Genomic DNA, 17,856 nt, shown 5'->3' on the forward strand with positions numbered 1-17,856 from the left:
GCGTGCGTGCGACCCCGCCCGCAATTCCTGATCAGACTCACCGGAAGCCCCATGCCCGCACCGCTCCAGACCATGGCCGACGCGATCCGCGTCCTTTCCATGGACGCCGTCGAACAGGCCTCAAATGGTCACCCCGGTATGCCCATGGGGATGGCCGACGTGGCCACGGTGCTCTGGACCAAGTTCCTGAAGTACGACGCGACCAAGCCCGACTGGGCCGACCGCGACCGTTTCGTGTTGTCGGGCGGGCACGGTTCGATGCTGCTTTACAGCCTGCTGCACCTGTCGGGCTTCAAGGCGGTCAGCATGGACGAGCTGCGCACCCTGCGCCAGTGGGGCTCCAAGACCCCCGGTCACCCGGAAGTCGGCCACACGCCGGGCGTGGAGACCACCACCGGGCCCCTGGGCCAGGGCCTGGCCACCGCCGTGGGGATGGCCATCGCCGAACGCCGCATGGCCGCCCGTTTCGGCGAGGATCTGGTGGATCACCGCACCTGGGTCGAGTGCGGAGACGGCGACCTGATGGAGGGCGTCAGCCATGAGGCCATCGGCATCGCCGGCCGGCTGAAGCTGTCGAAGCTCACCGTCCTGTGGGACAACAACTCCATCACCATCGACGGCGACGTCTCGCTGTCGGACGCCACCGACCAGGTGGCCCGCTTCAAGGCCGCCGGCTGGGCGGTGAAGTCCATCGACGGCCACGACATGGGCCAGATCCGCCGGGCCATGGCCTGGGCGATCAAGCAGGACAAGCCGACCCTGATCGCCTGCGCCACCAAGATCGGCAAGGGCGCGGGCACTCTGGAAGGCAGCCACGCCACCCACGGCAATGCCCTGGGCAAGGCCGAGGTGGCCGCCACCCGCGAGAAGCTGGGCTGGGCCCATGAGCCCTTCGTGGTGCCTGATGAGGTCTACAAGCCCTGGCGCGCCGCCGGCCGCCGTGGCGGCAAGCTGCGCCGCAAGTGGGAGCAGGCCCTGGCCGCCTCCAACTACCGCGACGACTTCAACCGCGCCGTGAAGGGCGACCTGCCCGCCGACGCCTTCGAGAAGATCGACGCCCTGATCGCCGAGGCCATCGAGACCAAGCCGGGCGCCGCCACCCGCCAACACTCCGGCGCGGCGCTCACCGCGCTGTTCCCCAACATCCCCGAGATGGTGGGCGGCTCGGCCGACCTCACCGGCTCCAACAACACCCTGGTGAAGGGCGCCCTGCCCTTCGACGCGCCGGCCTATGAGGGCCGCTACATCAATTTCGGCATCCGCGAATTCGGCATGGCCGCGGCCATGAACGGCATGGCCCTGCACGGCGGGGTCATCCCCTATGCCGGCACCTTCATGGTGTTCTCCGACTATAGCCGCCCGGCGATCCGCCTGGGGGCGATCATGGGCGCCCGCGTGATCCACGTGATGACCCACGACAGCATCGGCGTCGGCGAGGATGGGCCCACCCACCAACCGATCGAACATCTGGCCGCCCTGCGCGCCATGCCGGGCCTCAACGTCTTCCGTCCTGCGGACCTGGTGGAGACCGCCGAGTGCTGGAAGCTCGCGGTCGCCCGCAAGGACGGCCCGTCGCTGATGGCCCTGTCGCGCCAGAAGACCCCGGCCGCCCGCACGGTCGCGTCTTCCGAGAACCTGTCGGCCAAGGGCGCCTATGAGCTGGCGGCCGCCGATGGGCAGGCCCAGGTGACCATCTTCTCCTCAGGCACCGAGGTCGGCGTGGCCATGGCGGCCCGTGAACTCCTTCAGGCCGAAGGGATCGCCACCCGAGTGGTCTCCACCCCCTGCTGGGAGCTGTTCGCCGCCCAGCCCGCCGCCTATCGCGAGAGCGTGCTGGCCAAGACCACCGTCCGCGTCGCCGTGGAGGCAGCCGCCAGCTTCGGCTGGGAGCGGTTCATCGGTGAGGACGGGGTGTTTGTGGGCATGCAGGGCTTCGGCGCCAGCGCCCCGGCCGACCGCCTCTACAAGGAATTCGGCATCACCGCCGAAGCCGTGGCGGCGGCGGCGAAGTCCAAGCTCTAGGGATCACCACCATGCGCCTCGGCACGCCGCTCTCGCCCTCCGCCGTCAAGGTGATGCTGCTTGGCTGCGGTGAGTTGGGCAAGGAGGTGGCGATCGAGCTGCAGCGGCTGGGCTGCGAGGTGATCGGTGTGGACCGCTATGCCGACGCGCCAGCCATGCAGGTGGCGCACAGGTCCCACGTGATCGCCATGACCGATGCGGCGGCCCTGCGCGCCCTGGTCGAACTTGAGCGACCGCACCTGATCGTGCCGGAGATCGAGGCCATCGCCACTGATGAGCTGGTGCGCATCGAGGCCGAGGGTCTGGCCACCGTCATCCCCACGGCGCGGGCCGCACAGCTGACCATGAACCGCGAGGGCATCCGTCGGCTGGCCGCCGAGGACCTTGGCCTGCCCACCAGCGCCTACGCCTTCGCCTCGACGGAGGCTGAGCTGGCCGCCGCCGCCCACAGCGTCTCCGGCTTTCCCTGCTTCGTGAAGCCGGTGATGAGCTCATCGGGCAAGGGCCAGTCCTATGTCGAGCGCGCCGACCAGGTCGCCGCGGCCTGGAAATACGCCCTGGAGGGCGGCCGGGTGGAGCAGCCTCGGGTGATCGTCGAGGGCCGCGTCGATTTCGACTTCGAGATCACCCTGCTCACCGTCCGCTATGTGGGCCCCGAGGGCGTCACCCTGACCGCCTTCTGCGACCCCATCGGCCACCGCCAGGTGAAGGGCGACTATGTGGAGAGCTGGCAGCCCCAGGCGATGAGCCCCGCCGCCCTGGAACGCGCCCGCGACATCGCCGCCACCGTGACCGGGTCCCTTGGCGGACGGGGCCTGTTCGGGGTCGAGCTGTTCGTGAAGGGCGACGAGGTGTGGTTCTCCGAGGTCAGCCCCCGGCCGCACGACACCGGCCTGGTGACCCTGGCCACCCAGGTTCAGAGCGAGTTCGCCCTGCATGCCCGCGCCATCCTCGGTCTCCCGATAGACGTCACCCTGCGTGAGCCCGGCGCCAGCGCGGTGATCTATGGCGGGGTCGACGCCAAGGGGGTGGCTTTTGAAGGTGTGGCCCATGCGCTCGAAGTTCCGGGCGCGGACCTGCGGCTGTTCGGCAAGCCCGAGGCCTTCGAGCGGCGCCGCATGGGGGTTGCCCTGGCCCGGGCCACGGACACCGACCTGGCCCGCGCCAACGCCAAGTCCGCCGCCGACCGGGTCTCCGTCGTACTCGGCTGAGCCATTCGGCCTTAAAATCATATAATTATGCGGTATTGCGCAACCCTGGACCGCCGTTCCGACGGTGACATCGCGGAATCGGCGGCTCGAAGCACTTTGCGGGAAGACTCGATGGGTCCAGGGGTTGACTTAGCGCCCTCCAACCCGAAGAACCGCCCCCAAATCCAAGTATAAACTCAGCTCTCGAGGAGATCTTCATGACCGTCCGCGTCGCCATCAATGGGTTCGGCCGCATCGGCAGGAATATCCTGCGCTCGATCGTCGAGAATGGCCGCACGGACATCGAGGTCGTGGCGATCAATGACCTGGGTCCTGTCGAGACCAACGCCCACCTGCTGCGCTATGACAGCGTGCACGGCCGGTTCCCCGGCACGGTGACCACGGGCGAGGATTGGATCGATCTCGGTACGGGGAAAATCAAGGTCACGGCGATCCGGGATCCCAAGGACCTGCCGCACGCCGCTCTGAACGTCGACATCGCGTTTGAATGCACCGGCATCTTCACCACCAAGGAAAAGGCCGCCGCCCACCTCGCCGCCGGCGCCAAGCGCGTCCTGGTCTCGGCCCCCTGCACCGACGCCGACAAGACCATCGTCTACGGCGTGAACCACGACACCCTGACCGCCGACGACCTGGTGGTCTCCAACGCGTCGTGCACCACCAACTGCCTGGCGCCGGTCGCCCACGTGCTGCAGGAACTGTGCGGCATCGAGCGTGGCTACATGACCACCATCCATTCCTACACCGGCGACCAGCCGACCCTGGATACGATGCACTCCGACCTGTACCGCGCGCGGGCCGCGGCCATGTCGATGATCCCCACCTCCACCGGCGCGGCCAAGGCGCTGGGCCTGGTGATCCCGGCCCTGAAGGGCAAGCTGGACGGCTCCTCGATCCGCGTGCCGACCCCCAACGTCTCGGTGGTGGACCTCTCCTTCGTCCCCACCCGGACCACGACGGTCGAGGCCATCAACGCCGCCTTCGAAGCCGCCGCGGGCGGCGCCCTGAAGGGCGTGCTGGCGGTGACCAAGGACCCGCTGGTCTCCATCGACTTCAACCACGTTCCGGCCTCCTCGACGGTGGCCCTGCCCCAGACCCAGATCGTCGATGGCAGCCTCTGCCGGGTGCTGTCCTGGTACGACAACGAGTGGGGCTTCTCGACCCGCATGAGCGACACCGCGCTCGTCATGGCGAAGCTGATCTAGGGATCAGATCGTGGCATTCCGGACCCTCGACGACGCCGACCTGAAGGGCCGACGCGCCCTGGTTCGTGTCGACCTCAATGTGCCGATGGCCGACGGGCAGGTGTCTGACGACACCCGCCTGCGGGCCGTGGTTCCCACCATCGCCAAGCTGCGCGCCGGTGGGGCCAAGGTGATCCTGCTGGCCCACTTCGACCGGCCCAAGGGCAAGGTGGTTCCGGCCATGAGCCTGGAGCCCATCGCACCAGCCCTGGCCAAGGTGCTGGGGGCGCCCGTCGCCTTCGGCCCCGACTGCGTCGGTCCGGCGGCGGCCTCGGCCATCGCCGCGATGAAGGACGGCGATGTCCTGCTTCTCGAGAACGTGCGGTTCCACGCGGGTGAGGAAAGCAACGATCCGGCCTTCGCCAAGGCGCTTGCCGCCAACGGCGACTTCTACGTGAACGACGCCTTCTCGGCCGCCCACCGGGCGCACGCATCGACCGAGGGCCTGGCCCATCTGCTGCCGGCCTATGCGGGCGAGCAGATGCGCCTGGAACTGACCGCCCTGGACAAGGCGCTGGGCCACCCCGAACGGCCCGTGATGGGCATCGTCGGCGGCTCCAAGGTCTCCAGCAAGCTTGACCTGCTGCGCAACCTGGTGACCCGGCTAGACAAGCTGGCGATCGGCGGCGGCATGGCCAACACCTTCCTCTACGCCCAGGGCCACGACGTGGGCCTGTCCTATTGCGAGAAGGACCTGGCCGAGACCGCCCGCGACATCATCCGCCTGGCCGGCCAGAACGCCTGCAAGCTGTTCCTTCCCATGGACATCGTGGTCGCCGAGACTCTGGCCCCCGGCGCCGCGGCCCGGGTGCGCGGGCTGGGCGAGGTGGACGAACACGAGCGGATCCTGGACGCCGGTCCCGAGACCGTCGAGCGTCTCTGCCGCGCCATGGACAACTCCAAGACCCTCATCTGGAATGGCCCCCTGGGCGTTTTCGAGATCCCGCCCTTCGATCAGGGCACCGTGGCCGCGGCGCGGCATGCCGGCCTCCTGGCCAAGAGCGGCAAGCTTGTGGCGGTGGCCGGTGGTGGTGATACAGTCGCGGCTCTGAACGTCGCTGGCTGCGCGGACGATTTTACTTTCGTGTCGACCGCGGGCGGCGCGTTTCTTGAATGGATGGAAGGCAAGGAACTGCCCGGCGTGGCGGCTCTTGCCAACTAGTCTAACGATTTAGATGGAGCACGGGGACACATGGCCCGGGTCACACTGAGACAACTGCTGGATCACGCCGCCGAGCAAGGCTACGGCGTGCCCGCGTTCAACATCAATAATATGGAACAGGCCCTGGCCATCATGGAGGCCGCGGAGGCCACCGACTCGCCGGTGATCATGCAGGCGTCCCGCGGCGCCCGGTCCTATGCGAACGACATCGTGCTGAAGCACCTGATCGACGCCATGGCCGAGATGTACCCGCACATCCCGATCTGCATGCACCAGGACCACGGGAACAACGAAGCCACCTGCGCCACGGCGATCCAGTACGGCTTCACCTCGGTGATGATGGACGGCTCACTGATGGCCGACGGCAAGTCGCCCGCCGACTACGACTACAACGTCAAGGTCACCCGCAACGTCGTCGATATGGCCCATTGGGTCGGCGCCTCGGTCGAGGGCGAGCTCGGCGTGCTGGGCAGCCTGGAAACCGGCATGGGCGAGAAGGAAGACGGCCACGGCTTCGAGGGCAAACTCGGCCATGACCAGCTGCTGACAGATCCCGACCAGGCCGTCGAGTTCGTGAAGGCCACCGAGGTCGACGCGCTGGCCATCGCCATGGGCACCAGCCACGGCGCCTACAAGTTCACCCGCAAGCCCGACGGCGACGTCCTGGCCATGGGCGTGATCGAAGAAATCCACCGCCGCCTGCCCAACACCCACCTGGTGATGCACGGCTCCTCGTCGGTGCCGCAGGACCTGCAGGACCTCATCAACCAGTACGGCGGCGAGATGCCCCAGACCTGGGGCGTGCCGGTGGAAGAGATCCAGCGCGGCATCAAGCACGGCGTGCGGAAGATCAACATCGACACCGACAACCGGATGGCCATCACCGCGGCGATCCGCAAGGTGTTCGTCGAGAAGCCCGGCGAGTTCGACCCGCGCGGCTACCTGAAGCCCGCCAAGGAGGCCATGCGCAAGGTCTGCGTCCAGCGCTTCGAGGAGTTCGGGACCGCCGGCCACGCCTCGAGCATCAAGGCGATCCCGCTCTCGGACATGGCCAAGCGCTACGCCTCGGGCGAACTGACCCCGAAGATCGGCGTCACGCGTCAGGCCGCAGAATAGTTCGACCTCTCAGGGGTCGCAAATTGGAAGCCGCAGCTCCCCGGAGCGGCGGCTTCCTTCGTATCAGGCCAGCCCCTCATAGGCTGCGGCGATCAGAGCCACGTCGCGCGGGTCGCCCACCAGGTCGGTCCCCATGCGGTTCATGGTGTAGGCCAGCGCCATCCGCGCCACCGGGTCCACCACCACGAAGGAGCCACCCCAGCCGGAGTGGCCGAAGCTCCGGGCCTGCGGGCCATAGAGGCCGTCGGTGTTGAGCAGGAAGCCGGCGCCCCAGCGGGCGGGAACCCCCAGCACCTCGTCGACGCCGGAGATCTGCTCAGCGGTCGCCTGGTCGAGGGCGGCCCGCCCCACGACATGGCGGCCGTCCAGGGTCCCGTCGCCCGCCACCGCCCCAAACAGCCGGGCCAGGGATCGGGCGTTGGAGAACCCGTTGGCCGAGGAAAGTTCGCAGGCCCGCCAAGCGGCGGTGTTGGGCAGCAACGGCTCGATCACCGGATTGGTGTAGGCCGCGACCTGGGAGGGGTTGAGGTCGCTCGCCATGTTGGAGGTGGCCAGCTCCGGCGGCGCGATCATCTCAGCGCGGCGGGCCTCCTCCGAAGGTGGCAGGCCAAGGGTGAGGTCGAGGCCTGAGGGTCCGGCAAGCTCTTCGCGGATGAAGGCGCCCAGGGTCCGCCCCTCGATCCGGCGGAACAGTTCGCCCGCCAGGTTGCCAATGCTGATGGCATGGTAGCCGGAGCGGGAGCCTGGCGGCCACAACGGGGTCATGGCCGCGAACCGAGCCGCGGCGCGGGGCTGGTCGTAAAAGTCCTCCACCACCGCCGGATCGGCGAAGCTGCATAGGCCCGCCTGGTGGGAAAGCAGCATGGCGATGGTGATGGCGTCCTTGCCCTGGGCCGCGAACTCAGGCCACCAGCGGGCGACGGGATCGGCGTAGGCCGCCTGCCCCCGGTCCACCAGCATGGCGAAACAGAGCGCGTTCACCGCCTTGGTGGTGGACCAGACATTGACCACCGAATTGGCGGTCCAGGACCGCCGACCGGCGGCGTCCAGGGTCCCGCCCCAGAGGTCCACCAGCAGTTCGCCGTCCTTCACCAGCGCCAGGGAGGCCCCGACGTCACCGCGCGCGCTGAAGTTCTCCTTGAAGGCCCGGGCGAGGGCCGCAAGGGCCGGGGCGGCGGCGCCCTGGATCATCCCGCTCATCGGAAGCTCTTGGAGAAGGAGACGCCCCAGGTGCGCGGCGCGCCATAGACCCGGAAGCCGACGCCCAGCGGCAGATTGTTGACTCCCTGGGTCACGTAGCGCTCGTCGGCAAGATTCTTGCCCCAGACCGCCACCTCCCAATCGGCGCCGGAGAACAGGCTCGCCCGGGCGTTCCAGAGCCAATAGCTCCGGGTGGCGATCAGGGGATCATTCAGCGCATCCTTGAACATGTCGTCGGCATAGCGGCCGTCAACCTGGACCTTGGCCTGCAGATCTTCGCCCAGGTCGGCGGTGTAGGCCGCCGAGAGATTGAAGCTGATTTCCGGTGCGTCGGGCAGCTTGTTGCCCTTGGGCGTGATCCCGGACGACGAGGCGAACGCCCCAAGCTCCGTGTGCAGCAGGCCGAGACCTGCCGTAAGATCCAGGCCCGGAAGGCCGGCCGGCGACCACATGGCGTCTAGGTCGGCGCCATAGATTGTCGCCTCGCCCACATTGCCCAGGCGCTGGATCGGCAGGCCGCCGGAGGTGTCGCGGATGAAGGTCTGAACGTCGGAATAGTCGTAATAGAAGACGCTGCCCGACCAGGAGAGGCCGGCGCTGGACAGGCGCTGCTTCACGCCGACCTCATAGGCGACGAGGGTCTCGGGACCATAGGGTTGAAGCTGGCCGGAATTGGTGGCGACACCGGAGAAGAAGCCGCCGCTCTTCACCCCCTGGCTGATGCCGCCATAGACCAGCAGGGTGGGGTCGGGCTTCCAGTTGAGGCCGATCTTCCAGGACCAGTTGGTGTCGTCGATGGTCGTGTCCACCACCGCCAGCGGGATCGGCGGCGTGCCGAAGGGGGCCCCGGTCAGGGCGCTGCCGGGGGGCTGGGAGACCAGGTCGAGGGTCGCTCCGACGTCGGCCTTCTCCTCCCAGGTGTAGCGCAGGCCGGCCACCAGGCTGAGGGTCGGGACCAGGCGGTATTCGATGTTGCCGAAGGCCGCCGCCGACTTCGAGGTCTGGTTGGAGAAGGTCAGGGTGGTGGTGTTGAAGAGGTCCTGCAGGCCCCCGTCATAGGTCATCTCCACCCGGTCGCGGGAGGCGAAGGCTCCCACGAGCCAATCACTGCGCTCCCCGGTTCCGGAGAGGCGCAGTTCCTGGGACACCTGGCTGATCTTGTCGTGCTCGATGAAGTCGGTCTGCCGGTAGGGACCCGCGTCAGTGTCGGCGCCCCACTGGCGCTTGAAGTCGACATAGCCGGTGATGGAGGTGAGCGTGGCCCATCCGAGGTCGTCGCTGATCCGCAAGGTCGCCGCCCGCTGGTCGACGTTATAGGTGGGGTCGACCGAGTACTCACCCTTGAAGGGGTCGCCGTCGGTGTCGCGATAGCCGAGGAAGTCGGTGCAGCCGGGAGAACCGGGGCATGCGAGGCCGGCCGGAGCGCCCGCGGGCGCCAGCAGGCCGAAGAACTCCGGGGCGCCGGCCTCCGAGCGGAACTTCTGGACCTCCACCTTCAGCAAGACATCGAGGTCGTCACTGGGCGCCCAGCGCGCCTGGAGCCGGCCGAGGCCCACATTGCGGCGGCCAAAGTCGGTATTGGTCTTGCGGTTGAAGAAGAAGCCCTCGTCCTGCCTGACCCCCTTGCCGCTGAGCCGCAGGGCGAAGGTGTCGGAGAGCGGCACATTGACCATCCCCTCCAGTTCGCCGGTCTTGTAGTCGCCGTAGCCCCCGGCGACGCGGCCCTCGACGCCACCGAAGGTGGGCCTGGCCGTGAGGATGTTGATGGCGCCGGCGGTGGAGTTGCGGCCGTAGAGCGTGCCCTGGGGTCCCTTCAGCGCCTCCATCCGCTCAAGATCGAAGAGGTCGAAGTTCATCAGGGCCAGGGAGGAGAGATAGATCTCGTCCACATAGACCCCGGCGCTGGGATTGTTCGTGGCGCTGAAGTCGTTGAGCCCGACGCCGCGGATGGTCACGACCGGCAGGATGCCCGGCATATTCTCCTTGATGTCGACATTGGGGGTGAAGGCGGACAGGTCGCTGACCTGGGTGACCCGGCGGGCCGCCAGGTCTGAGCCGGAGATCACCGCCACATTGAGGCCGACGTCCAGGGTGTCCTGCGCGCGCTTCTGGGCGGTGATGGTGATGGCCTCCAGCTCGGTAACCGGTTCGGCGGCCTGGGCCACACCGGCGCCGGCCAGGATCAGGGCCGCGGCCCCCGCACTGGCCACCAGCCGCAGACGTCCCGATTGCTGAGTCATTCCTCGCCCTCCCTAGGCGTGCCGCCCGGCGCCCGGGAGGCCACCGTTTTTCGACACTTGAGTTTGAATGGATAACGACATGCACAGTTATGGTCGTCAAGTTTTTCGACATCGAAGTAGGTTTGCTGTATTCAACGACCAGGAATGCAGGAGCCCATGGCGCAGGACGAGTCGGGATCGGGACGGGTGAAGCCGGCGCGCAAACGGGCCGCGCGGCGCGACCTGCTGCTGGACGAGGCGGCGCGGCGCATCAATGCGCAGGGCGCGGGAGCCATCGTGCTGAACGACATCGCCGAGCAGGTGGGGCTGTCGCGCAACGCCCTCTACTACTACGTGGCCGATCGCGCCGACCTGGTGTTCCGGACCTATCTTCGGGCCTGCGAGACCATGACCGACGACCTGGTCATCGCCCATGAGCAGGGGAGCGGCCCGGCCGAACGCCTGCGCGTGTTCATCCACATGTCGCTGGCCTTTGAGCGTCCCGCCCAGGCGGTGCTGAGCGACATCGACTTCCTGCCCGAGCCGCAACGCGGCCTGATCCGGGAGCACCACGGCCGCAACGTCGCCCACCTGCAGGCGATGGTCTCACAGGGGATCGCGGAGGGCGCCTTCCGCCCTTGCGAGACCGAGGTCGCGGCCCAGGCCCTGATCGGCATGCTGTCCTGGGCGCGACTGTCGGCGGGCTGGTTGGGCTATCGCGATGGGCGGGCGGCGCGGCGACGGATGACCGCCGCGATCAGCGTCCTGTTCCTGGGCGGGTTCGGGGCCGGGCCTGAGGTTGGCGGACGCTGCGAGATCGACGTGGAGGCCCTGACCGCCAAGCCGTTCAACGCCTTCGATCGACGCCAGACCAACGAGATCAAGATCACCCAGCTGATCGCCGCGGCCTCCCGGCTGTTCAACCGACGGGGCATCGACGGCACGTCACTGGACGAGGTCAGCGCTGCGGTGGGGGCCACCAAGGGGGCGGTCTATCACTACTTCGACGATAAGGCCGACCTGGTGGTGCGCTGCTACCGCCGCGCCTTCGAACTGTACGACGTGTTCATGGACACCGCCGTCTCGACCGGGACGACCGGCTTCGAGCGGGCCCTGATCTGCCTGCACCTGAACGTCCAGGCCCAGGCCGGGCCGCTGTCACCGCTGATGCTGCAGCCGGGCCGCACCGCCCTCCCCGCGGAGGAGGTGGCCCGCTTCACCCAATCCTCCCGCAAGCTACGGATGACCTCGACGCGAAGCTTGAAGCAGGGGATCGCCGACGGCTCCTGCCGCCCGTGCGACGCGACCTTCGTAGCCGAGGTCGCGGCGGGCATCTTTCTGTGGCTGCCCAAATGGCTGCCGGAGGCCTACCCCCTCAGCCCCACCAAGATCGCCGACGAGGTCACCAACCTCTTCGCCCTGGGGCTGGAGACGCGACCAGCCTAGTCGTCGATATTGGCGCCGCGCATTTCCTTCACGAAGAAGACGCCCACCACCACGGTCACCGCGGCGATGACGATGGGATACCAGAGGCCGTAATAGATATTGCCCGTGGCGGCGACCATGGCGAAGGCGGTGGTGGGCAGGAAGCCGCCGAACCAGCCGTTGCCGATGTGATAGGGCAGCGACATCGAGGTGTAGCGGATCCGCGCCGGGAACATCTCCACCAGGGCCGCGGCGATGGGGCCATAGACCATGGTCACATAGAACATCAGCAGGAACAGCAGGCCGACCACGGCGGGCTTGTGGACCAGAGCGCTATCGGCCTTGGCCGGGTAGCCGGCCTTGGTCAGTTCGCCGCCCAGGGTCTTGGTCCAGGCGCTCTTAGCGGCTGCGAACTCAGCCTTCGGCAGCTTGGCCCCGTCCATGCCGGTGACCTCGATGTCACCGATTTTCACGACGGCGAGGGCGCCGGCCGGCGCGGCTTGGTTGGCGTAGGAGACGCCGGCGGTGGCCAGCGCCCCCTTGGCCACGTCGCAGGAGGAGGTGAAGGCCTTCTTGCCCACCGGATCGAACTGGAAGGCGCAGTCGGCGGGGTCGGCGATCACGGTCACCGGGTTGGTCGAGGTGGCGGCGGCGAGCGCCGGGTTGGCCGCCGCGGTCAGGGCCTTGAAGATCGGGAAATAGGTCAGCGCCGCCAACAGGCAACCCAGCATGATGATCGGCTTGCGGCCGATCTTGTCCGACAGCCAGCCGAACACCACGAAGAACGGCACCCCCAGGATCAGGGCGAAGGCCACCAGGGTGTTGGCCAGCGCCCCGTCCAGCTTGAGCATCTTCTCCAGGAAGAACAGGGCGTAGAACTGGCCGGTGTACCAGACCACCGCCTGGCCCGCGGTGAGCCCCGCCAGCGCCAGGAAGACCAGCTTCAGGTTGCTCCACTGACCGAAGGCCTCGGTGAGCGGCTTCTTCGAGGTGGTCCCCTCGTCGACCATCTTCTGAAAGACCGGACTCTCGTTCAGCTTCAGGCGGATCCACAGGGAGACCGCCAGCAACAGGGCCGAGACCAGGAAGGGGATACGCCAGGCCCAGGCCTTGAAGACTTCCTCACCGAGCACGGTGCGGATCGCCAGGATGACGATCAGGCTGAGGAAGAGACCCAAGGTCGCCGTGGTCTGGATCCAGCTCGTATAGAGGCCGCGCTTACCGGGCGGGGCGTGCTCGGCCACATAGGTGGCCGCGCCGCCATACTCGCCGCCGAGCGCCAGGCCCTGGATCAGGCGCATGACGATCAGGGCGATCGGCGCGGCGACGCCGATCTGGTCGTAGCCGGGCAGCAGGCCGACGGCGAAGGTCGAGAGCCCCATCAGCAGCATGGTGACCAGGAAGGTGTTCTTGCGGCCCCACAGGTCGCCCAGGCGTCCGAACACCAGGGCGCCGAAGGGGCGGACCGCGAAGCCCGCGGCGAAGGCCAGCAGGGCGAAGATGTAGCCGGTGGTCTCGTTCACACCGGAGAAGAAGTGCTGGGTGATAAAGCCGGCCAGCGATCCGTACAGGTAGAAGTCGTACCACTCGAAGACCGTGCCCACCGAGGCGCCGGCGATCACCATGCCGTTGCCGCCGCGCGTCTTTGCCTGAGCCATGCCGCCCTCCCCCGAAGCTTCACGAGGGTGAGCCTAGCTCCAAATCTTAGCGAGTCGATCCCGCGCCCGCCTTCAGCGCCGCGCGGCTTAATGCAGCGTGGGATTGGGGGCGCTTGATGACCGGTCGCGCCCATTCAGGCCCTGGGCCACCCAGCCCGGATAGGGCGTATCACGATGGACAATCCGCACGGCAAGCCTGGAGAGTAGGGCCGAGGCCGCCACCGCGCCCAGCACAAGGGCCAGGCCGAGGAGGATCGGACGTGACCGGCGCCCGGCGATGACGATATCCCCCGGCATGGCGCTCTCCTCGGCAAATCCCGTTGAGGGAACAGCCCCTGTCGCGCTTGGTTCCTAGTGGCCCTCGCCGCCCGACATCTCGCCCATGGCGCTCTGCAGATAGTTCTGCTCGCCGAGTTGGCGGACCAGGCTGAGCTGGGTCTCCAGGAAATCGATGTGTTCCTCGGTATCGGTGAGGATTTCGCGCAGAATCTGGCGGGTGACGTAGTCGGCCGACTCTTCGCACAGCTTGATGCCGCGAATCTGGTCGGCCCGGCCGCCGACCTCGACGGCGAGATCCGACGTCATGCACTCTGGCACGGTCTCGCCGATCCTCAGCTTGTGCAGATCCTGCAGATTGGGCAGGCCGTCCAGGAACAGGATGCGCTTGATCAGCTTGTCGGCGTGCTTCATCTCGCCGATCGATTCTTCGTAGGTGATCGCGCCCAGCTTGGTGAGACCCCAGTTCTGGTACATCCGCGCATGCAGGAAGTACTGGTTCACCGCCGTCAGTTCGTTGGTCAGGACCGCGTTGAGCAGTTGGATGATCGCCTTGTCGCCCTGCATGTGAGCCTCCGTCCTTCGCCGTTTCGGCGCGCAACCTCACGCCGCCCGCAGACGGTGTCAAAGCCTATGTTTGCAAGTGATTCAGCCTCGCATTCGCGAGGCTGAAAACGATCTACTCGGCCGCGTAGCGCAGGGCTTCGCCCTGGTCTTCGACCATCTTCTTCATGTCGCAGACGCAACGCGCGCACTGGGGCTTGGAGCCGCAGGCGCGGAAAATCTCGGACGGACGCTGGGCGCCGGCGTCGATTGCGGCGCGAACGTCGCGCTCGCGGATGCCGTTACAGTTGCAGACGTACAAGGGGAACCTGCCTCCGACCTAGGTGTCCAATGTAGCAAATGAGAACGCCGTTGCAACTCATTTGCAAAAAGCGCCGCCACTTAGCCCGCGACCGTTTGTCGCTCACAACCGAGCTTGGCCTCACACGTTATGTCGGATGAGAGTGCCCCCCCGATCCACCCCGAGTGATCGGAGACTGAAAAAGGTCCGAACACCCCATGGACGTCGACGCTCTATTGCTGTCGCGGCTGCAGTTCGCCTTCACGATCGCATTCCACATCATCTTCCCAAGCTTCACCATTGGACTGGCCAGCTACCTGGCGGTGCTGGAGGGGATGTGGCTGGTCACCCGGAATGAGGTGTTCAAGACCCTCTATCTGTTCTGGCTGAAGATCTTCGCCATCTCCTTTGGCATGGGCGTCGTGACCGGCGTGGTGCTGAGCTACGAGATCGGGGCCAACTGGAGCGTCTTCGCCGCCGTCTCGGCCCCCGTGATCGGGCCGCTTCTGGCCTTCGAGGTGCTGACCGCCTTCTTCCTGGAGGCCAGCTTCCTCGGCATCATGCTGTTCGGCTGGAAGAAGGTCGGGCCCGGCCTGCACTTCACCGCCACGGTGCTGGTGGCCATCGGCACCCTGATCTCGGCCTTCTGGATCGTCTCGGCCAACAGCTGGATGCAGCACCCGACCGGGTTCGCCACCCTGCCCAATGGCGACCTGATCGCGACGGACTGGTTCAAGGTGGTCTTTTCCCCCAGCTTCCCGGCCCGCCTGGCCCACATGACCCTGGCGGCCTACCTCACCACGGCCCTGGTGATCGGGGCGGCCTCGGCCTGGCGGCTGCTGAAGGACGCCGAGGAGCCAGAATCCAGGATGAGCCTGCGGATGGCCATCGGCATGTTCGCCATTGTGGCGCCGCTGCAACTCCTGGTCGGCGACATCTCGGGCAAAAGCGTGGAGCGGCTGCAGCCGGCCAAGCTGGCCGCCATCGAGGCGTTCTGGGACACCCGGTCCGAACAGCCCTTCCACATCGCCGCCTGGCCCGACCGCGAGATCGCCGGCAACCGCTGGGAGATCTCGATCCCGAAACTGGGCAGCCTTATCACCGGCGGCAGCACCCAAGCCGAGATCCGGGGCCTGAAGTCCTTCGAGCCTCGCGACCGCCCGCCTGTCGCCCTGGTGTTCTGGGCCTTCCGGGTGATGGTCGGCCTGGGCGTGGCCATGATCGGCCTGGGGGTCTGGGGCGCGTGGCTCACCTGGAAGTCGGCGCCAGAACGATCGCGGCTCTATCTGATGGCCGCCGTCGCCATGGGCCCTACCGGCTTCGTGGCGGTGATCGCCGGATGGATGGTGGCCGAGGTGGGCCGCCAGCCCTGGGTGATCTACGGCGTCCTGCGCACGGCCGACGCCGCCTCGCCTCTGCTGGCGGGACAGGTCTCCCTCTCCCTGCTGGGCTTCCTGATCGTCTACGCCATCATCTTCAGCGTCGGCGTCCTCTACATCCTGCGCCTGATCGCCGAGGGGCCGGTGGCCGGATCGCAGGAGCAGGTGGATGATGAGCGTGCGCCGGGCTCGGCCCTGGCCGCCATGCCGGAGGATCCGGGATGAACCTCGACCTGCCGCTGATCTGGGCCGGGATCATCGCCACGGCGGTGCTGCTCTACGTGATGCTGGACGGTTTCGACCTCGGCGTCGGCATCCTCTTCCCCTTCGCAAGCGAAGCTGAACGGGACGTGATGGTCGACAGCATCGCGCCGGTCTGGGACGGCAATGAGACCTGGCTGGTGCTGGGGGGCGGAGGCCTGTTCGCGGCCTTCCCCAAGGCGTATGCCGTGGTCATGCCCGCCCTCTACGGGCCGATCATGCTGATGCTGCTGGGCCTGGTGATGCGCGGCGTGGCCTTCGAGTTCCGGGCGCGGGGAAGGGTGCGGGGCCGCGCCTTCTGGACCGCCGCCTTCGCCGGCGGCTCGATCACCGCAGCGGTGGCGCAGGGCTTCGTGCTGGGGGGCTTCATCCAGGGGGTGACGATGAAGGACGGCGCCTTTGCGGGTGGCCCGCTGGACTGGCTGACTCCCTATACGGTGCTGGTGGCCGCCGGGATCGTGGCCGGCTACGCCCTGCTGGGCGCGACGTGGCTGGTCTGGCGCACCGAGACCGAACTGCACGTCAAGGCGCGACGCTGGGCCTGGACCGCCGGGCCGAGCGTGGCCCTGCTGCTGGCGGCCGTCAGTCTGGCCACCCTGTTCGTCCATCCGAGGATCGCCGTACGCTGGGGCTTCACCGGCGAGGCCTTCGACGTCTCGACCTTCCTGCCCCTGGCGCCGATCCCGCTGCTGGGCCTGGCAGGCCTGGCCATCGTGACGGTGGGGCTGATGCGGAAGTCGCACGGCTGGCCCTTCGCCGGGGCCCTGCTGGTCTTCCTATCGGGATACGCAGGCCTCGCGGCCGGCTTCTTCCCCAACATCGTCCCCTACGGGATGACCTTCCGGCAGGCGGCCAACGCGGAGAACGCCCTGGCCTTCATGCTGTGGGTCACGGCCTTCGTCCTGCCGGCGATCCTGGCCTATTCAGTTTGGGTCTACTGGGTTTTCCGGGGAAAGGTGACCGCCGATGCCGGCTATCATTGACCCGCCGCCCGACCCAGGCGCGCCGCTGGCGCCGCTCTGGAAGCGCCTGGCCTGGTTCTCGGGCATTGCGGTGGCCAGCACCACGGTTGTGGCCCTCGTCGCCTACGCGATGAAGGCGGTCCTGCCGAGCTATTAGCCTCCGGCGAAGGATGGGCTAAAAGCGGCCCATGATCCCGTCCTGCCGCCTCTACCTGATCACCCCGCCCCGCATCGACGACCTGGCCGCCTTTGGCCGGACGCTGGCGGCGGCGATGGACGGCGGCGACGTCGCCGCCGTGCAGATCCGCCTGAAGGATCAGCCGGAGGCGGTCATCGCCGCGGCGGTGGCCGCGCTGTCACCCATCATTCAGGCCCGTGGCGCCGCCGTGATCCTCAACGATGACCCGGTGCTGGCGGCGAAGCTGAAGTGCGACGGCGTGCATGTGGGGCAGGACGACATACCGATGGCCCAGGCCCGCAAGATCATGGGGCCCGACGCCATGATCGGGGTGACCTGCCATGACAGCCGCCACCTGGCCATGGAGGCCGCCGAGGCGGGCGCTGACTACGTCGCCTTCGGCGCCTTCTTCCCCACCACCACCAAGGACGCGCCCACCCGCGCCGAGCCGGAGATCCTGGCCATCTGGCAGGAGGTGATGGAGACCCCCTGCGTCGCCATCGGCGGGATCACGGCCGACAATGCCCGCGGCCTGGCCGCCGCAGGCGCGGACTTCCTGGCGGTCTCCGCCGGGATCTGGGGCCATCGCGACGGCGCCGCCGCCGCCGTGAAGGCGATCAACGCCGAGATCGCCCTGGGGGTATCGGAGCGTCCCTGAGGCCTCACCTTGCCTTAAAGCCCCGGTCCCACTAGGTTCCG

16 protein-coding genes are annotated in these 17,856 nt (G+C 67.7%); 10 read left to right on the plus strand and 6 right to left on the minus strand.

Annotation, left to right across the window (positions count from 1 at the left end):
- Positions 1 to 51 precede the first annotated feature (51 nt).
- The 5 genes from tkt to fba all read left to right on the plus strand — a co-directional run bounded on the left by tkt (position 52) and on the right by fba (position 6,755).
- Entirely contained in the window at positions 52 to 2,022 is a 1,971-nt protein-coding gene (tkt, locus tag AAC997_RS06620; RefSeq protein WP_340644898.1) for a transketolase, read from the plus strand.
- Positions 2,023 to 2,033: 11 nt separating this feature from the next.
- A complete protein-coding gene (gene purT, locus AAC997_RS06625) occupies positions 2,034 to 3,233 on the plus strand; it encodes a formate-dependent phosphoribosylglycinamide formyltransferase (RefSeq protein WP_340644899.1) in 1,200 nt (399 codons plus the stop codon).
- A gap of 197 nt (positions 3,234 to 3,430) precedes the next feature.
- Positions 3,431 to 4,438, plus strand: coding sequence for a type I glyceraldehyde-3-phosphate dehydrogenase (gene gap, locus AAC997_RS06630; RefSeq protein WP_340644900.1), 1,008 nt, complete (start codon positions 3,431 to 3,433; stop codon positions 4,436 to 4,438).
- A 10-nt stretch (positions 4,439 to 4,448) separates the two neighbouring features.
- Positions 4,449 to 5,639: a phosphoglycerate kinase gene (locus AAC997_RS06635; protein ID WP_340644901.1), complete on the plus strand. Its 1,191-nt coding sequence runs from the start codon at positions 4,449 to 4,451 to the stop codon at positions 5,637 to 5,639.
- Between the two features lie 30 nt (positions 5,640 to 5,669).
- Positions 5,670 to 6,755 (plus strand): class II fructose-bisphosphate aldolase, encoded by a 1,086-nt coding sequence (fba, locus tag AAC997_RS06640; RefSeq protein ID WP_340644902.1) that lies wholly within the window; start codon positions 5,670 to 5,672, stop codon positions 6,753 to 6,755.
- Between the two features lie 63 nt (positions 6,756 to 6,818).
- Here the strand turns inward: fba and AAC997_RS06645 are convergent, their stop codons facing one another.
- Complete coding sequence (locus tag AAC997_RS06645) at positions 6,819 to 7,955, minus strand: serine hydrolase domain-containing protein (RefSeq protein ID WP_340644903.1); 1,137 nt, start codon at positions 7,953 to 7,955, stop codon at positions 6,819 to 6,821.
- Positions 7,952 to 10,195, minus strand: a complete 2,244-nt coding sequence (locus tag AAC997_RS06650) for a TonB-dependent receptor (protein WP_340644904.1) — start codon at positions 10,193 to 10,195, stop codon at positions 7,952 to 7,954. The genes AAC997_RS06645 and AAC997_RS06650 overlap by 4 nt, the downstream gene beginning before the upstream one ends.
- Before the next feature lie 156 nt (positions 10,196 to 10,351).
- Here AAC997_RS06650 and AAC997_RS06655 point away from each other — a divergent pair, with 156 nt between their 5' ends.
- Positions 10,352 to 11,620, plus strand: coding sequence for a TetR family transcriptional regulator (locus AAC997_RS06655; RefSeq protein ID WP_340644905.1), 1,269 nt, complete (start codon positions 10,352 to 10,354; stop codon positions 11,618 to 11,620).
- Here AAC997_RS06655 and AAC997_RS06660 read toward each other — a convergent pair.
- The 4 genes from AAC997_RS06660 to AAC997_RS06675 form a co-directional block, all read right to left on the minus strand.
- Positions 11,617 to 13,257 carry an MFS transporter gene (locus AAC997_RS06660; RefSeq protein WP_340644906.1) on the minus strand — a complete coding sequence of 547 codons (1,641 nt, stop codon included), beginning with the start codon at positions 13,255 to 13,257 and terminating at the stop codon, positions 11,617 to 11,619. The genes AAC997_RS06655 and AAC997_RS06660 overlap by 4 nt on opposite strands.
- Before the next feature lie 87 nt (positions 13,258 to 13,344).
- Positions 13,345 to 13,554, minus strand: a complete 210-nt coding sequence (locus AAC997_RS06665) for a hypothetical protein (protein ID WP_340644907.1) — start codon at positions 13,552 to 13,554, stop codon at positions 13,345 to 13,347.
- Positions 13,555 to 13,608: 54 nt separating this feature from the next.
- On the minus strand, positions 13,609 to 14,100 hold the full coding sequence (bfr, locus tag AAC997_RS06670; protein WP_340644908.1) for a bacterioferritin: 492 nt from the start codon (positions 14,098 to 14,100) through the stop codon (positions 13,609 to 13,611).
- A 112-nt stretch (positions 14,101 to 14,212) separates the two neighbouring features.
- Positions 14,213 to 14,398, minus strand: coding sequence for a (2Fe-2S)-binding protein (locus AAC997_RS06675; protein WP_340644909.1), 186 nt, complete (start codon positions 14,396 to 14,398; stop codon positions 14,213 to 14,215).
- 197 nt (positions 14,399 to 14,595) lie between these two features.
- On the opposite strand from AAC997_RS06675, the gene AAC997_RS06680 reads away from it, so the two are divergent.
- The 4 genes from AAC997_RS06680 to thiE are packed head-to-tail and all read left to right on the plus strand — an operon-like array spanning position 14,596 to position 17,815.
- Positions 14,596 to 15,981: a cytochrome ubiquinol oxidase subunit I gene (locus AAC997_RS06680; RefSeq protein ID WP_340644910.1), complete on the plus strand. Its 1,386-nt coding sequence runs from the start codon at positions 14,596 to 14,598 to the stop codon at positions 15,979 to 15,981.
- Complete coding sequence (gene cydB, locus AAC997_RS06685) at positions 15,978 to 17,000, plus strand: cytochrome d ubiquinol oxidase subunit II (RefSeq protein WP_340644911.1); 1,023 nt, start codon at positions 15,978 to 15,980, stop codon at positions 16,998 to 17,000. The genes AAC997_RS06680 and cydB overlap by 4 nt, the downstream gene beginning before the upstream one ends.
- The gene (locus AAC997_RS06690) at positions 16,984 to 17,136 is read left to right on the plus strand and encodes a DUF2474 domain-containing protein (RefSeq protein WP_340644912.1); all 153 of its coding nucleotides are present in this window, start codon (positions 16,984 to 16,986) and stop codon (positions 17,134 to 17,136) included. Before cydB ends, AAC997_RS06690 begins: the two co-directional genes overlap by 17 nt.
- Positions 17,137 to 17,167: 31 nt before the next feature.
- Positions 17,168 to 17,815 carry a thiamine phosphate synthase gene (thiE, locus tag AAC997_RS06695; protein WP_340644913.1) on the plus strand — a complete coding sequence of 216 codons (648 nt, stop codon included), beginning with the start codon at positions 17,168 to 17,170 and terminating at the stop codon, positions 17,813 to 17,815.
- The last annotated feature ends 41 nt before the right edge of the window (positions 17,816 to 17,856 follow it).

It is taken from the genome of Phenylobacterium sp. (assembly GCF_037968635.1).
Taxonomy (GTDB): domain Bacteria; phylum Pseudomonadota; class Alphaproteobacteria; order Caulobacterales; family Caulobacteraceae; genus Phenylobacterium.